Annotated in this window: 16 protein-coding genes; 15 read left to right on the top strand and 1 reads right to left on the bottom strand. The window is 55.9% G+C overall.

The window, feature by feature from the left end:
- Window positions 1-19 precede the first annotated feature (19 nt).
- From cysK to ACH518_RS15520, 7 genes are all read left to right on the top strand, one after another.
- Window positions 20-997, top strand: coding sequence for a cysteine synthase A (cysK, locus tag ACH518_RS15550; protein WP_445370751.1), 978 nt, complete (start codon window positions 20-22; stop codon window positions 995-997).
- A gap of 152 nt (window positions 998-1,149) precedes the next feature.
- Window positions 1,150-3,981: a hypothetical protein gene (locus ACH518_RS15545; protein ID WP_445370750.1), complete on the top strand. Its 2,832-nt coding sequence runs from the start codon at window positions 1,150-1,152 to the stop codon at window positions 3,979-3,981.
- Between the two features lie 56 nt (window positions 3,982-4,037).
- Window positions 4,038-4,520: a helix-turn-helix domain-containing protein gene (locus ACH518_RS15540; RefSeq protein WP_445370167.1), complete on the top strand. Its 483-nt coding sequence runs from the start codon at window positions 4,038-4,040 to the stop codon at window positions 4,518-4,520.
- A complete protein-coding gene (locus ACH518_RS15535) occupies window positions 4,439-5,035 on the top strand; it encodes an IS630 family transposase (protein WP_445370166.1) in 597 nt (198 codons plus the stop codon). Before ACH518_RS15540 ends, ACH518_RS15535 begins: the two co-directional genes overlap by 82 nt.
- Before the next feature lie 28 nt (window positions 5,036-5,063).
- Window positions 5,064-5,759: a hypothetical protein gene (locus ACH518_RS15530; protein WP_445370749.1), complete on the top strand. Its 696-nt coding sequence runs from the start codon at window positions 5,064-5,066 to the stop codon at window positions 5,757-5,759.
- 210 nt (window positions 5,760-5,969) lie between these two features.
- Window positions 5,970-6,650 carry a TIGR00266 family protein gene (locus ACH518_RS15525; RefSeq protein ID WP_445370748.1) on the top strand — a complete coding sequence of 227 codons (681 nt, stop codon included), beginning with the start codon at window positions 5,970-5,972 and terminating at the stop codon, window positions 6,648-6,650.
- Between the two features lie 34 nt (window positions 6,651-6,684).
- Entirely contained in the window at window positions 6,685-7,788 is a 1,104-nt protein-coding gene (locus ACH518_RS15520) for a M48 family metallopeptidase (protein WP_445370747.1), read from the top strand.
- 226 nt (window positions 7,789-8,014) lie between these two features.
- Here ACH518_RS15520 and ACH518_RS15515 read toward each other — a convergent pair whose 3' ends face one another.
- A complete protein-coding gene (locus tag ACH518_RS15515; protein WP_445370746.1) occupies window positions 8,015-8,911 on the bottom strand; it encodes a hypothetical protein in 897 nt (298 codons plus the stop codon).
- 236 nt (window positions 8,912-9,147) lie between these two features.
- Here ACH518_RS15515 and atpD point away from each other — a divergent pair, with 236 nt between their 5' ends.
- From atpD to ACH518_RS15475, 8 genes are read left to right on the top strand one after another with little or no spacing between them, the layout of a single operon-like run.
- Window positions 9,148-10,584, top strand: a complete 1,437-nt coding sequence (gene atpD / locus ACH518_RS15510; protein ID WP_445370745.1) for a F0F1 ATP synthase subunit beta — start codon at window positions 9,148-9,150, stop codon at window positions 10,582-10,584.
- A complete protein-coding gene (locus ACH518_RS15505; RefSeq protein WP_445370744.1) occupies window positions 10,581-10,991 on the top strand; it encodes a F0F1 ATP synthase subunit epsilon in 411 nt (136 codons plus the stop codon). The genes atpD and ACH518_RS15505 overlap by 4 nt, the downstream gene beginning before the upstream one ends.
- A gap of 2 nt (window positions 10,992-10,993) precedes the next feature.
- A complete protein-coding gene (locus ACH518_RS15500; protein ID WP_445370743.1) occupies window positions 10,994-11,272 on the top strand; it encodes an AtpZ/AtpI family protein in 279 nt (92 codons plus the stop codon).
- Complete coding sequence (locus ACH518_RS15495; RefSeq protein ID WP_445370742.1) at window positions 11,269-11,955, top strand: F0F1 ATP synthase subunit A; 687 nt, start codon at window positions 11,269-11,271, stop codon at window positions 11,953-11,955. Before ACH518_RS15500 ends, ACH518_RS15495 begins: the two co-directional genes overlap by 4 nt.
- On the top strand, window positions 11,952-12,218 hold the full coding sequence (atpE, locus tag ACH518_RS15490; protein WP_054762023.1) for an ATP synthase F0 subunit C: 267 nt from the start codon (window positions 11,952-11,954) through the stop codon (window positions 12,216-12,218). The genes ACH518_RS15495 and atpE overlap by 4 nt, the downstream gene beginning before the upstream one ends.
- A 46-nt stretch (window positions 12,219-12,264) precedes the next feature.
- Window positions 12,265-13,020 carry a F0F1 ATP synthase subunit delta gene (locus ACH518_RS15485; RefSeq protein WP_256609332.1) on the top strand — a complete coding sequence of 252 codons (756 nt, stop codon included), beginning with the start codon at window positions 12,265-12,267 and terminating at the stop codon, window positions 13,018-13,020.
- Complete coding sequence (locus ACH518_RS15480; RefSeq protein WP_445370741.1) at window positions 13,013-14,452, top strand: F0F1 ATP synthase subunit alpha; 1,440 nt, start codon at window positions 13,013-13,015, stop codon at window positions 14,450-14,452. The genes ACH518_RS15485 and ACH518_RS15480 overlap by 8 nt, the downstream gene beginning before the upstream one ends.
- Window positions 14,449-15,252, top strand: a complete 804-nt coding sequence (locus ACH518_RS15475; RefSeq protein ID WP_445370740.1) for a F0F1 ATP synthase subunit gamma — start codon at window positions 14,449-14,451, stop codon at window positions 15,250-15,252. The genes ACH518_RS15480 and ACH518_RS15475 overlap by 4 nt, the downstream gene beginning before the upstream one ends.
- The last annotated feature ends 275 nt before the right edge of the window (window positions 15,253-15,527 follow it).

The raw sequence follows: 15,527 nt of genomic DNA, 5'->3' as shown, positions 1-15,527 counted from the left end.
GCGGCGCAAGGACATCAACATGGCATATTGGTACCCCGACAATTCGCAATCGATCGGCAACACACCGCTGGTCAGACTCAACCGCATCACCGACGGCGCGCCGGTGACCTTGCTGGCCAAAATCGAAGGCCGCAACCCCGGCTATTCGGTGAAATGCCGGATCGGCGCGGCCATGATCAACGACGCCCAACAGCGCGGTCTGCTGGGCTCAGGCAAGGAAATCATCGAACCGACCAGCGGCAACACCGGCATCGCCCTGGCTTTTGTCGCCGCCGCGCGCGGTATCCCGCTGACCTTGACGATGCCGGACACCATGAGCATCGAACGCCGCAAATTGCTGGTGGCCTACGGCGCCAAACTGGTGTTGACCGAAGGCGCCAAGGGCATGAAAGGCGCGATCGCCAAAGCCGAGGAAATCGTCGCCTCCGATCCGGAACGCTATGTTTTATTGCAACAATTCAAGAACCCGGCTAATCCGGCGATTCATGAACAAACCACCGGCCCGGAAATCTGGCGCGACAGCGACGGCGCCATCGACATCTTTGTTTCCGGCGTCGGCACCGGCGGCACCATTACCGGCGTATCGCGTTACATCAAACTGACGCAGGGCAAACCCATCGTCTCGATTGCGGTCGAGCCGGAAGCCAGTCCGATCCTGACCCAGTTCCGTAGCGGCCAGGAACTGCAACCGGCGCCGCATAAAATCCAAGGCATCGGCGCCGGCTTCGTGCCGGACATTCTGGATTTGTCGCTGGTCGACGACATCGAGCGGGTCAGCAACGACGACGCGATTGAGTATGCCCGGCGCTTGGCGCGGGAAGAGGGGATTCTGGCCGGCATTTCCTGCGGTGCCGCGGTCGCCGCCGCAGTGCGGGTAGCGAAACGCGAAGAGAATGTCGGCAAAAGCATCGTCGTGATTCTGCCGGACTCGGGCGAACGTTATCTGAGTTCGGCCTTGTTCGAAGGTTTGTTCGATGCTCAGGGAGTGGCGGTATAAGCGGTGGTGATTTCGTTGCTCGGCGTAGGATATGCACAATCCTCGTCGAGCAATATCCATTTCCAAATGCGGTTGGTTTTTATGCGCTGAGAATGGATACTAATAGTTATCGCTGTATTCATGTGTGACTTATTTACGACCAAAACGGACTAGTGGCTAACGGTAAAAAACAACTGAGCAATCCATTTTCTACAGGTGGCGGCGGGGCGCATTTCGAAGCTCATGTTCAAGCCTGTTTCGTTACCTTGATGTTGACTGGTGGCCATGTACCGTGCCTTTCTCGCTGGCCGATCAGCGAGGTCAAATTGCAAGGTAAAATTGACGGCTTCGATACCGACGATTTGATCGTTTTTGTAGAAAACGCGAGAACCCGAGAAACTCAGAAATTATTAGGCCAAGTCAAGCACGCTGTTAGTTTCGTCAAAAGCGATAAACAGCTAAAAGATGTCATCGACGCAGCCTGGAGCGATTTCAACAACCAACGAATTTTCAATAAAAACAAGGATGTTATTGCGCTAATCACGGGGCCACTAACAGCGAAAGATTTCCAAACAGTACCATGGCTATTGGAACAGGCTAAACGCACAGCTAGCGTTGACGAATTTTTCAGAAACGTCAAACAAGCCAACTTCAGTCCGTCGAGCAGTAGCGAAAAACTTGAAGTGATCCGGTACCACTTGAAATCCGCCAACCGCAATCGCAATGTCGCTGACGATCAACTCTATGCTTTTCTCAGACATTTTCACTGGCTGGGTTATGACCTGGGCAAAGAGGAAGGCGTGGTGCTGTCGTTATTGCATTCGCATATTTCTCAGTTCAGTACGCCAGAACCCCAATTGGTTTGGTCGCGTATTGTCGATATTGTTCAAACGTGGAATCAGAGCGCCGGAACGATCACACTGGAAAATTTACCGGAAGACATCAAAGCGCTTTTCCAGGAACGAAAGGTTAGCCATTTCCCAACCGCGTTGCTCAAATCCCAAACACCACTTGAGCCAATCGATTGGAGTCAGCACCAACATGCAACCGCGCTAGCTATCGCAGTCTTAATCGGCTGCTGGGACGAACAAAAATCGGCCGATTTGGAAGTCGTGACCGCTTTGGTTGGCGAGAACTATAACGATTGGATTCAAAAGCCTAAGTCTTGGTTAGCATTGCTCGATGCGCCAGTTACTATCAAAAACGGCGTGTGGACGGTGCATCGCCGCATTGAGCTGTTGCAAGCACTTGGCGGTAAATTGTTTGACCAGAACCTTGATATATTCAAACAAATCGCAGTTTCGATATTGCGCGAAAGCGATCCCTGTTTCGAATTAGCCGCCGATCAACGCTTTGCAGCCAATATTTACGGCAAAGTTTTATCCCATTCCCAATGCTTGCGCAGTGGATTCGCCGAGGGTTTGGCATTGTTGGGCGCTTATCCGGATTGGCTAACTCATTGCTCCCTGAATAAGGCCGAGGTTACCGCTGTTTTGGCAATCAGAGAGATATTCACCGGCGCCGATTGGCGGCTATGGGGTTCGCTAAATCACTTGCTACCGACCTTAGCAGAAGCCGCGCCGAGGGAGTTTTTACGCGCTGTCGGGAATGCGTTAAACCAAACGCCTTGTCCGTTTGACGAGCTATTCGCGCAAGAAGGCGACGGAATACATGGTGGCAACTATCTGACTGGATTGCTATGGGCCTTGGAAACGTTAGCCTGGGATGAAGCCTATCTGGTCAGCGCTTGCTCGTTGCTTGGTGAACTCGCAAGCCATGATCCCGGCGGCAAATGGTCCAACCGTCCGGCAAATTCTTTATCTACGATTTTACTGCCATGGTTACCCCAGACCATCGCGCCATTTGAAAAGCGCCAAGCTGTCATTCGTACCTTAAAGAATGATCAACCCGATGTGGCGTGGTCGTTGATCCTGAATTTATTACCCAACCAACTTCAGTCATCGTTTGGCGCGCATAAGCCTGTTTGGCGAAACGTGATTCCGGCTGATTGGGAGAAAGGCGTCACCCAGCAAGAATATTGGCAACAAATAAGCTTTTACGCGGAGCAAGCCGTTGCAATGGCGGGTTACGATCCGATCAGGTTGGGAGCCTTGGTCGAGCGCTTCGATAGTTTGCCCAATCCTGCATACGATCAATTGCTTAGTGCATTGAGATCGGAAACCGTGGTTGGTTTTGATGAAGATGTTCGACAAAAATTGTGGGAAAAACTAGTCGGATTTGTTGCCAAACATCGCCGCTTTCCAGACGCGGAGTGGAGTGCAGATGAATCGTTGTTGAAGCCGATCGAAGAAGTGGCGGAAAAATTGGCTCCTTCAACTCCCTATATCCGTTACCAGCATTTGTTTTCGAATCGAGACTTTGAACAATATGACGATGAAATATCTTGGGACGAGAAACTGAAAAAACTAAATCAGCGCCGTATTGATGCGGCAAAAGATTTATTAGATCAAAATGGTATTACTACCATTATCCGGTTTGCCGAAACCGTGAAATCGCCTAACCAGGTTGGGCAAGCATTGGCGCATATCGCCGACGATAAAATTGATGCGTTTTTGTTGCCGGAATATCTCAATAAAGAAAATTTACAATTGGATAATTTTATATCAGCCTTTGTTGGAACTCGTTTCCACATAAATGGTTGGCCATGGGCAGACGGATTGGATATGTCCACATGGAAAAAGCCCCAAATTTCTCAGTTTTATAGTCAGTTACCGTTTAAGCCGAGCACATGGCAACGTGTTGCTCAACATTTACATGAATCCGAGATTGATTATTGGCAACACGCTTGGGTAAATCCCTACCAACCAGATAGCGATTTGGCTTTTGCCGTGGACAAGTTGATTGAGTATGGGCGGCCGCTCTCAGCCATCGATTGCCTTGATAAGATTCGGCATGATCATAAAGCACTCAAAATAGAACAATGCGTTAGGGCATTAATGGAGGCGGTATCGACGCCCGAACCGAAACATTCTTTAAGCGCTTAACAACAAATAGGCATGCAGTAAAATAGCAGGGTTTTAGATACGGTGGTGGCGACGGAATGCGGGTAAGGCCCATAGAATTGAGAGAAAGCGAACGAGAGCAACTACAGCTAATCATCAAGAAAGGGAGTGATTGGCGAGAACGGGAGCGTGCGGAAACCATTTTGATGTTATCCGAGGGTCAAACAGTCGTTGCTATTGCAGAGCATCAGGGGGTGAAGCCGGAAGCAGTCCGCGAGCGGCGACGAAAGTGGTGGAGAAACGGACTAAACAGCTTACCGGATCAACCGCGTAGTGGTGCGCCGAGCAAGTTGACTGACGCGCATCGAAGCCAACTCAAGGAATGGATCGATGCGGAACCTTTGAACTGCCGGGTATTGGTTAGTCGTCTAACGACGGAGTGCGGAGTAACGATTAGTGCTGGCACCTTGCGGAACGAGTTAAAACGCATGGGCTATGTGTGGAAACGCACTCGTTACAGTTTAAAAAAAAGCGCGATCCCGAGCGCTTCGAGCAGGCCCGACAAGACATCGCTGAACTGATTAAGCAAGCTCAAGCTGGTGAAATTGAATTGGCCTATGTGGACGAAGCGGGGTTTGCGCCACAACCACCGAATCGTTCAGCTTGGACAAAAAGCGGAGAAGTCCATGCCATTACTGCTAAGCGTGCACTACGCTTGAATGTGATCGGTGCCATGCTGTCATCCGGCCGATTAATACTGGCTAAACTGTGGCAAAGCGTAAATGGTCTATGGTTCTTTGGCTTTCTGATGGCGTTGATCGACCGCGTCAGCAAACCCTTGGTAGTGATTTTGGATAATGCATCCATTCATACTGCCAAGAAACTGAAACCTTATTGGGATTTGTTGGAAGAAAAAGGGATGCGATTTTATTTCCTGCCACCCTACAGTCCCGAGCTGAACCGGATTGAATTGCTGTGGCATAAAATGAAATATGAATGGCTGCCATTCAAGACATTTACGCCGGATGAACTTGAGCAAGCCATTGACGAAATTGGTCACGGGTTTGGCTCGCAATACACGTTAACTTTTTGCTAGGCGCTTAGCAAGCCACCATATTGTTGATTTGATCAAGTATTTACAAGAATCAACCGAGACTTCGCCGGACGACCTCTTTCGAGTTGAATGGGCGTATTTACCTCTATTAAATGGCTACCATGGAGCTAGGCCAGTATATTTAGAAAAACGGCTTGCCTGCGATCCGGAATTCTTCTGTGAAGCTATACGGTTAATTTATCGTCCGGACAAAAAGGATTTAGAAATTCAGGATGTTTCCGAGCAACAAAAATCGATTGCGAACAACGCTTATCGTTTATTGAACGATTGGAAAATGCCTCCTGGTATTGAAGACGATGGGACTTTTAGTTCAGACAAATTAGTTGTCTGGATCAATCGGGTCAGGGAGCTCACTGAGGAGTCTGGTCATTTTGATGTGGCAATGTCCAAAGTTGGTCAGGTCTTGATGCATTGCCCGCCCGACCCAAATGGTCTGTGGATTAGTCGGGTAGCGGCTGGTCAATTGAACGAAAAAGACGCCGAAGCGCTCAGGCGAGGATATTACTTCGCCATTCGGAATTCCCGCGGAGCTTACTATGTTGACCCTAGCGGGGAACAGGAAATGAAACTTGCGGAAAAATATCGCGTACAAGCAGTGGACATGGAAAATGAAGGTTATGTCAGGTTTGCCCAGACGTTAAATGCTTTGTCGGATAGTTATGAAACAGATGCAAAACGAGTTCGAGACGAATATGGGGGAGGTTAGTAGTGCCTGAATTGCCGGTTTTCTTCGAACAGGAAAAGGGCCAGATCTAGCAAATAAGCGTCCTTGAAAGGCTTTCCTTTTTTATGCCTGACCCCTTCTTCCTTGTTCGTGACATCGCTAGCTCGCGGCCAAGCAAAATCTGCTTTTTTAAAACTGAACCATGAAATCCGTTAGACTAGGCGCCGGCCATAGTCAACATAGGAGCGATGTATGAAATTCGATATAACCAACCCCGGCGCATTTTCGACCTTAAGGGTCTGTCTGGAGCCCAACGAATCCATCAAAGCCGAGTCGGGTGCGATGATCACCATGAGCGAGACGCTGGATGTGAGTTCAAAAATGGAAAGAGGCTTGCTGGGCGGGTTATCCCGCAAACTGCTGACCGGGGAGTCGTTGTTTTTTCAAACCGTTACTGCGGCACGCGGGCCCGGCGAAGTGTTGATGGCGTCCGCTTATCCCGGCGAAATCGCCATACTCGAGATGGACGGTTCGGAAGAATACATCTTACAGAAAGACGGATTTTTGGCAGCCGAGCAATCGGTGCAAGTCTCCACTAAGGCGCAAAACCTGACCAAGGGTCTGTTTTCCGGCGAAGGCTTCTTCGTGATGCGGGTAAGCGGGCAGGGCAAACTTGCGATCAGCACCTACGGCGGCATCCAAAAGCTGTCGCTGGCACCCGGCGAAACCCGAATCATCGACAACAGCCATATGGTGGCCTGGAGCGCCAACGCCAATTATAAAATCGAAAAAGCCGCCAAAGGCTGGATTTCCAGCTTTACCAGCGGCGAAGGTCTGGTCTGCCGGTTTACGGGGCCGGGCGATGTTTATATTCAAACCCGCAACTCGCCGGGTTTCGGCTCTTGGCTACGCCAGTTCATCCCGACCCGCTGATACCGCGGATAGACTATTCAGCGCACAGAAGACTATGAATTCAGGAAGCAATTTCAATGGGCTTTACTATGCCGGGCGCGACAAATTCAGTGTGCGGTTTACCGTATCCGCGCACGGACTGATCGAATTCGAACTGGCCGAACGGGGGCGACAGGCGATTGCTCTGCAAGGCACCACCTTGGAATTGATCGGCGACCCGTGTACGACCTTGCAAATCGGCTGGTCAGACCACAATGGTCGACACGCCTTGTTGTGCGCGGAGCCCGGCCTATTCGTTACCCTGCTGTCGCTGAATTTACCGCAACCGGCTCACGCGCACCTAACTGCCTTGCAAACTCGGCAGCGTCAAACACTCAGCGGCGAAAAACATCGAGTGCCGGTCTACCTGGGTCTGATTGCGGCGTTTTTTGTCGGTGGATATGCGGCGTTGCACTATGCCGCCCCCTTGATCGCCGATTTGATTCCCTATGAATGGGAGCAAAAAATCGGCGAAGTTGCCTTCGAACACTACCAAACCGGTAAACGAACTATCGCGGATCAGACCGTCACCGACGGGGTTAACGCCATCGTTAACCGCATAGATCAGTTCGACGGCGCGGAGATCGCATACCAGGTGGCGGTGGTCGATGCCGACATGATCAACGCGTTTGCCTTCCCCGGCGGTTACGTGGTGGTGACTACCGGGCTGATCGAAAATGCCGACAATCCCGAACAAGTCGCAGGCGTGTTAGCGCATGAATTGACCCATGTGCTGCAGCGACACGGGATGCGAAAACTGGTGCGTCAGGCCGGTATGGGGGTGTTGATCGGCATTGTATTCGGCGACGTGTCGGTACTGTCGCAGTTGATCGAACTTAGCTCGCAACTGGATAGCCTGTCATTCGACCGCGATCAGGAGCGCCGCGCCGACGACGGGGCGATCGAAATCATGACCGCTGCCGGCTTATCGCCGCAAAACCTGGCGGCTTTTTTTAAAAAAATTCAAACCGCGGATACGCTGAACGGCAGCATCCCGGTGCTGTTGCAAACTCATCCGCTAACCGAGGAGCGCATCCAACGCGTGACAGCCGCCGCCGAGCCGGCACAGCCCTTTCTGTTCGAGATGGATTGGGGCAAAGTCAAACAAGGGATAAAGTAAAGCGCGCAGATCTTCGATCACGCTGAGAACGGTCCCCACCCATTGCTTTCCGAGTCGGGTTTTCGCTGCGCACATCCGGCGCAGGCATGACGTATCCGGTCAGCACGGTGAGCGGAACTCGGCGCTACCGCATTACTCCAGTTCTAACAGTCTGGTCTGCTTGAAGTCATTGATAGAACTTCCAGCAAATCGCGCTTTGCAACAAGCTGAATGGCCTCGAACCCTTTCACAACGCGCCGCGGCTCGAGTAACTCTGCGTGGTGCCAAGCGGATGTGCTGCGTCCCGCCTATTCGCCGACGTCACCGGCAGTTCGAAATAGCGCCCCTGTACCAAATCGAAGCCGCTCTGTCTGGCCAATGCCGCGCTACGCTTGTCGGCGACATCCAATAGCAAGCTGCGGCCATTGACCGAGGCGACCAGGCTGTTCAGTTGCTGGATTTTGCCCAGCAACTGGTTGTCTCTGACTTGATCCAAATGCTCGGCGGATAAGCCGACAAAATCCGGCGATAACCGGGAGATCAATTCCAGCGCGGCTCTTTCCAGCGACTGAACGTCGAATTTCAACGCCAGCCGGTAACCGCGGCGTTGGTAATTTTCCAGACCTTTTTGCAGGGACGGAAAGAAGCGGGCGTAGGCGTTGCTGACACTGAGCGCAATCGCCACGTTGCTGGTTTGCAAGCCGCATTTGACGATGATCTCTTCGAAGTAAGCACCGTGGTCGGCCTTGACGCCCAGAATATGCCGCGGATCGACGTACAGAAATAGCAATTCGTCCAGATGCGACTGCGGCAGGTAGTTCAGCATGTGCACGGTGCGGGTCAGCCGGTCGAAGTTGATCACCGAATCGCTGTTGCCGGGCGTTTGAGGCAGGCTGAGCAGATTGTCCAGCTCGTTACCCAACAGCGTCTGTACCGGATTCGCCGTGACCGTCAATTGCGCGATATGGCCGACCACCTGCGACGTGCGCAAGGTTTCCCGGATCGGCGCCAAGGTGCTGCCGACTTTGATCGGCCCGAACAAGCCATGTACGGCGCCATTCTCCAGCAAAAACGGCCGGACACCATCGGCGTGTTCCTGTTCCAGGCGGTCGTTGAAATATTCCACTAGTTGCTGCAAAGGCATGATCGCTTCCTCTCGATTGAAATTGTAGAGCGGGCAAGGCAGCCGGTCGGGACAGTGCCGTCCGGCGTTATATCGAGCAATGTTAACGACTGTATTTTGTGAAATAAAACGATATTATTAGAATTGTTAATCACCATATTAGATAAATTGGGAGCTGAATGGCGGGCGGGGCGGCGCTGGTGAAAATCTGGGCTTAGGAGTAGTATTTCTGTAGCTTTTATATGGAAATCGCGCTTATGGCAGACGCAACAATCGCCCGGCAGGCAGCAGCGGACATATCCGCTTCGGTGCCGGCGGAAACCAAGCCCCACCCGCAGCAACCGGTCGGCCGCATCGAAGCGGCTCAGGGGCCGGTGGTGGACGTGCGCTGCGAGTATCTGCCGCCGATCGGCCAGGCTTTGGACGTGATCAACGGCGGATCGGCCTATGTGATGGTGGTGTTTCAACATCTGGAACCGACCTTGGTGCGGGCGATTGCCTTGCATCCGGTGTCCGGGCTGTATCGCGGCATGCCGGTTTACGATCGCGGCGACGCGCTACACGTGCCGGTCGATCCGGCTTGTCTGGGGCGGATGTTGAATCTGTTCGGCGAACCGCTCGACGGCGGCGCGCCGCTGCCGAAGAAGGTGTTTCGTAACATCCTGGCCAAGCCGCCGCTGCTGGCGGATACCTTGCCGGCCTCGCAGATCCTGGAAACCGGCATTAAAGTCATCGATTTGCTGTGCCCGTTCGTGCGCGGCGGCAAGACCGGATTGTTCGGTGGTGCCGGCGTCGGCAAGACGGTATTGATGATGGAATTCATGCATGCGGTCAGCGCCGGCATGCAGGGGGTGTCGGTGTATGCCGGGGTCGGCGAACGCATGCGCGAAGGCCACGAACTGTGGCACGAAATGGCCGATGCCGGCGTGCTGCCCAAGGCTTTGCTGGTCTACGGCCAGATGGACGAATCGCCCGGCGTCCGCTTTCATGTCGGCTACACCGCCTTGACCTATGCCGAGTATTTGCGCGACACGCTGCACGGCGAGGTGTTGTTTCTGATGGACAACATTTTCCGTTTCGTTCAGGCCGGCAGCGAGATTTCCGGCTTGTTGGGGCGGATGCCGGCTACGGTCGGCTACCAGCCCACCTTGCTGACCGAAGTCGCGTCGTTGCAGGAGCGCATCGTCTCCACCCGTTCCGGTTCGATCACCTCGGTGCAGGCGGTCTACGTGCCGGCCGACGACATGTCCGATCCTGCGGTCGCGACGATACTCGGCCATCTGGATAGCGTGGTGATCCTGTCGCGGCAGCAGGCGGCCAAGGGCATTTACCCGGCAATCGACCCATTGCGTTCCGGCAGCCGGATCATGGATCGCCATATCGTCGGCGAGCGCCATTATCAAGTGGCGCGGGCGGTACGCGAGCACCTGGCGCGTTACCGCGAGCTGGAGGACATCATCGCCATGCTCGGCATCGAGGAATTATCGGTCGAGGATCGGCGTATCGTCGAACGCGCCCGCCGCCTGCAGCGCTATCTGACTCAACCCTTCGTTACCGTTGCCGACCATACCGGCTTGCCCGGCGTGCGGGTGCCGCTGCAACAGACCATCGCCGACTGCGAGGCCTTTATCGCCGGCAAGTACGACACGCTCAGCGAAGCCGACTGTTACATGAAGGGGGCGATGCCGGCATGAGCGGGTTTGAATTGACTTTGCTCGACAGCCGCGGCGTCGAGCATTTCGAACAAGTCGGCCAATTCGTCGGGGCCGACGCCGACGGCAGTTTCGGTATCTTGCCCGGCCACGTGCGGATGATTGCGTTATTGCGATACGGGCTGGCGCGGTTTCGCGACCAAGCCGGCGTCTGGCGCTATTTGGCTCTGCCGGGCGGCGTGTTGCGCTTTGCCGATAATCGAATGACGTTGACCGCGGTGCGCTATTTTCTCGGCGACGATCCCGACGCTTTGTGCGAGCAATTGGCGGCGGAAATGGCGCGCACCGATTCGGAAGTACACCGGGCGCGGGCGACGCTGACCGAAATCGAACGTTCGCTATTGCGGCGTTTGGCGGAGTTGAGTAACCGGGTTGCAGGGGGGCGATAGCCATGAGTTTTCGGAATAAATTGATCGAATTCACCCGGCGCGATGCGCGGCGCTTGCAGGAACAACGCCGGCAATCGGCGTCCTGGCTCGGTGTGTTGCTGTACGGCGGTACGCTGGGATTGTTGTTTGTGGTGCCCATCGTCGCCGGCGCCTACCTGGGGCGTTGGCTGGATACGTTGGCGGACGGTTATTCGGTGCGCTGGACCGTCAGCCTGATCGTGCTGGGCATTGTGGTTGGTGCTTACAATGCGCTGCGGTTTTTACAGGAGCATTCGCGATGACCGAGCCCGACCTTGCCTTGCATCTCGGACCGTTGGCGATCAGCGGCACGGTGTTGACCACCTGGGGCGTGATGGCCGGATTTACCTTGCTGGCGTTACTGCTGCGGTTGCCGGCGAAGGGCGGATTGGCGCGGCTGCATACGGCGCTGGAGGCGGTGGTGGTGGCAATAGATGGCGCAATCGGCGAGGTGCTGCCGGCAGCTGCGGTGCGACGGGTATTGCCGTTCGTCGCGACGCTGTGGCTGTTCGTGTTGGTCGCCAATCTGGTCGGCCTGATTCCGGGCTTGCATTCGCCAACCCGTGATTTATCCGCCACGGCCGCACTGGCAGTACTGGTATTCGCCTCCACCCACTGGTTCGGCATTCGCGACCGCGGCCTGCGCAACCATCTGCGCCACTACATCGAACCCAGCGTGATCCTGCTACCGTTTCATATCATCAGCGAATTGACCAGGACGCTGGCCTTGGCGATCCGTTTGTTCGGCAACGTCATGAGTCTGGAAATGGCCGCGTTGCTGGTATTGCTGATCGCCGGCTTTTTGGTGCCGGTGCCGCTGTTAATGCTGCACGTGGTCGAAGCCGTGGTGCAGGCCTATATCTTCGGCATGCTGGCCTTGATTTACATCGCCGGCGCGCTGGAACCCAACGAATCCGACACTTCAGCCATGGAGACTCCGTCATGACCGATTTACACCTGTTCAGCATCATCTCCACCGGCGTGGCCGGCTTGGTCATCGCCCTGGGCACGATGCTGCCGGCCATCGCGATGGGCAAGGCCATTGCCAGCGCGTTGGAGGCGCTGGCGCGGCAGCCGGAGGCGGAAAAAACCATCACCCGCACCTTATTTATCGGTTTGGCGATGATCGAATCGCTGGCGATTTATTGTCTGGTGGTGGCGTTGATTGTGCTGTTCCGCAATCCATTGCTGGAATATTTTCTGAGTTAGTCCGCCGAGTGATCGCTATCGCCCTCCAATCCACCGGACTTCTGCCATGATGCAACTCGACTGGACCACGTTTATTCTGGAAATCCTCAATTTCCTGGTGTTGGTGTGGATACTGCAGCGTTTTCTGTACCGGCCGGTTTTGGCGTTACTGGACGCCCGCCAGCAACGCATCAACCAGCAAACCGAGCGCGCCGCGCAATTGCACGCCGAAGCCGAAGCCTTGCAAAGCCAGTACCAGGCGCGCCTGGCGGATTGGCAGCAACAACAGGATGCCGCGCGTCGGGCGCTGGAGGAAGAGTTGGCGCAACTGCGCAGCAGCGAATTGGACGCGCTGCGGAAAACTTTGGCCGACGAAGAAGCCAAGTTTCGGGTGCGCAATCAGGCGGCCACCGCGACCCGCGAAGCCGCCTTGATCCGCGAAGCGGCGGCCAAGGCCTACGCCCAGACCGCAGCGATGCTGCAGCGGATGGCCGGACCGGATTTGACCGGACGCATCGTCGAGATTTTCCTGGAAGATTTGCGGCAGTTGCCGGAAGCGGAGCTCGCGGCATTGCATAAAGCGGCGGCCGCTCTGATCCAGGCGTCGGCGGTGACGATAGCCAGCGCCCACCCGTTAACCGACGCCGATCAGAGCCGGCTCGGCCAAGCGTTGTCGGCGGCGGCCGGTCGCGAGCTGGCTTTCAACTTCTCCATCGACCCGGCCTTGATCGCCGGCGTCCGCGCCGTAGTCGGCGAATGCCAGTTGCACGCCAATTTGGCCGACGAATTGGCCTTTTTCCGCCGCCAAACCAACCATGACTGAGCCGAACACGTCCTATCGGTTCGGCTTACGCCTATCCGAACGCGGCTGCGTGGCCGGCATCGGCGACGGCATCGCCTGGATCCGCGGTCTGCCGTCGGCCCGGCTCGACGAATTGATCGGCTTCGACGACGGTAGTTCGGGTTTGGTATTCCAACTCGGCAAGGAAGTGTTGGGCGCGATCCTGCTGTCGCAAAGCCGCGGCGTCACCGCCGGCATGGCGGTACAGCACATCGGCCGTAAATTGGAGATCGGCGTCGGCGACGCCTTGCTCGGCCGGGTAGTCGATCCGCTGGGCAGTCCGCTGGATGGTTTGCCGGCGCCGCAAATTCGCCAGTTCCGGCCATTGGAAGCCGCCGCACCGAGCATTATCGAACGGGATTTCGTCACCGAACCGTTTTATACCGGCTGCAAGATCGTCGATAGCCTGATTCCGATCGGCAAGGGCCAGCGCCAATTGATCATCGGTGACGATGGTGTCGGCAAAAGCGCCCTGGCCTTGGATGCGGTGTTGAACCAGCGCGGCCGCAACGTGTTGTGCGTGATGGTGTTGATCGGCCAACCGCGCTCGTCGGTGGCCGGCACCTTGGAAGCCTTGCGTGCCGCCGGTGCACTGGATTACACCGTGCTGGTGGTGGCCGAAGCCAATGCCTTGCCGGGTTTTCGCTATCTGGCGCCGTTTGCCGGCTGCGCCATCGCCGAGCACTGGATGCGGCTGGGCCGCGACACGCTGGTGGTCTACGACGATCTGACCCGCCACGCTCAGTCCTACCGCGAGTTGTCGCTGTTGTTGCAACGGCCGCCGGGCCGCGAAGCCTATCCGGGGGATATTTTTTATCTGCATTCGCGCTTACTGGAGCGCTCGACGGTGTTGAGCCTGCAACACGGCGGCGGCAGCATGACCGCGCTGCCGATCATCGAAACCCGGCAGGGCGAATTGTCGGCCTATATCCCGACCAACCTGATTTCGATTACCGACGGCCAGATTTATTTCGAGAGCAAATTATTCGCCGCCGGCATCCTGCCGGCCATCGATATCGGCCGTTCGGTGTCGCGGATCGGCGGCAAGGCCCAGCATCCGGCCATCAAAAACGCCGCCGCCCATATTCGGCTGGATTATCTGCAATTTCTGGAGCTGGAACTGTTCGCCCGCTTTGGCACCCGCCTGGAAGCCAGCGTCGAGGAAAAACTACAGCGCGGCCGGCTGTTGCGGGAAATTCTGAAGCAGGACCGCTTGCAGCCCTGGTCTGAAGCGGCACATCTGGCTTGGTTGCTGGCTTACGGCGAAGGTATGCTGGCCGATCTCGCGCCGGAACAAGCGGCCGGGGTGTTGGCCTATCTGCAGCAGCAACTGGCGGAGACCCGTTTGAGCTTGGACTCGCCGAAGCAGCAATGGCTGGCGGCGCTCAGGCAATGGTTGGCGGCTAAACCATGAGCCAGCGGCGGGAAGTCGAAGCGCGGTTGGCGCTGTTCGACGAATTGTCCGGCATCCTCGGCGCGATGCGCAGTTTTGCGTTGGCCGAATTGCGCAAGGTCGGCAAGCGCGAAGCCGGCCAGCAGCTGGTCGTAGAGTCGTTGCTGGCCGCTTTGCACGATTTGTCCGGCGCCTTGCCGGAAGCGTTTTATGCCGATACCGCCAAATCCGGCGCCGATATCTGGTTGTTGTTCGGCTCGGTGCGCGGCTTTTGCGGCAGTTTCAACGAAGACGTGCTGCGTTTTTGGCAGAGTGTGGCCGACCCGCAAGCGCCGCTGATTTTGGTGGGCGAACGCCTGCATTTCCTATTCGACGGTCATGAATATGCCGTTTTTCTGGACGGCGCCGAAGGCGGGCTGGATGCGCCGGCGGCGATTGACCGGATTTTGGCGGCGGTCGCCGAACTGCGCGGCGATGGCGATTATGGTTTGATGGTCTGCATCCGCGACGAGCAGGGCGCTCGCAGCCAGCGCTTGTGGCCGTTGCCGCCGATTGCCGGCGGGAGTGTTCCGCTGGAACTGCCGTTGACTTATCAGCGTCCTGCCGCAGTTGCGATGGGCGTTGCCGAACAGTATTGGTTCCATGTGCTGCTGGCGCTGCTGTTGCGTTCGATTCGGGTCGAAAACCACATGCGGCTGATGCAGATGGAAACTGCGCTACGTCATCTGGAACACGGCGGCGAGGACTTGCAACGCCAGCGCAACCGGCTGCGGCAGGAGGAAATCGTCGAGGAAATCGAGCTGATGGTCGGCCGGCGTTAGCAAACCGCACTCAGTCAACCGCCCGACCCGGCACCGGATCGGGCGGCTACCTTGCTCTTTTCAATCAGTCGTCTGCAAAAAACCGGCCCGGCCGACTGGCGCCGTGTCACCGCTACCTGCCTAGGCACAATCCCTCTTGCGTTCTCGTTTCAAAATTGCCTCGATTGTCGCAACTGTTGCGGCCCGGACTGACCTTGGCTTCAAGTTCCGCGAGTATGGGCTACAGTTTACCGGTAACGCGCTGCGGCCAGCGGGCCGTTGCAGCGCGACCGGAG

It is taken from the genome of Methylomonas sp. HW2-6 (genome assembly GCF_052474525.1).
This window is presented reverse-complemented; position numbering and strand designations above follow the sequence as displayed.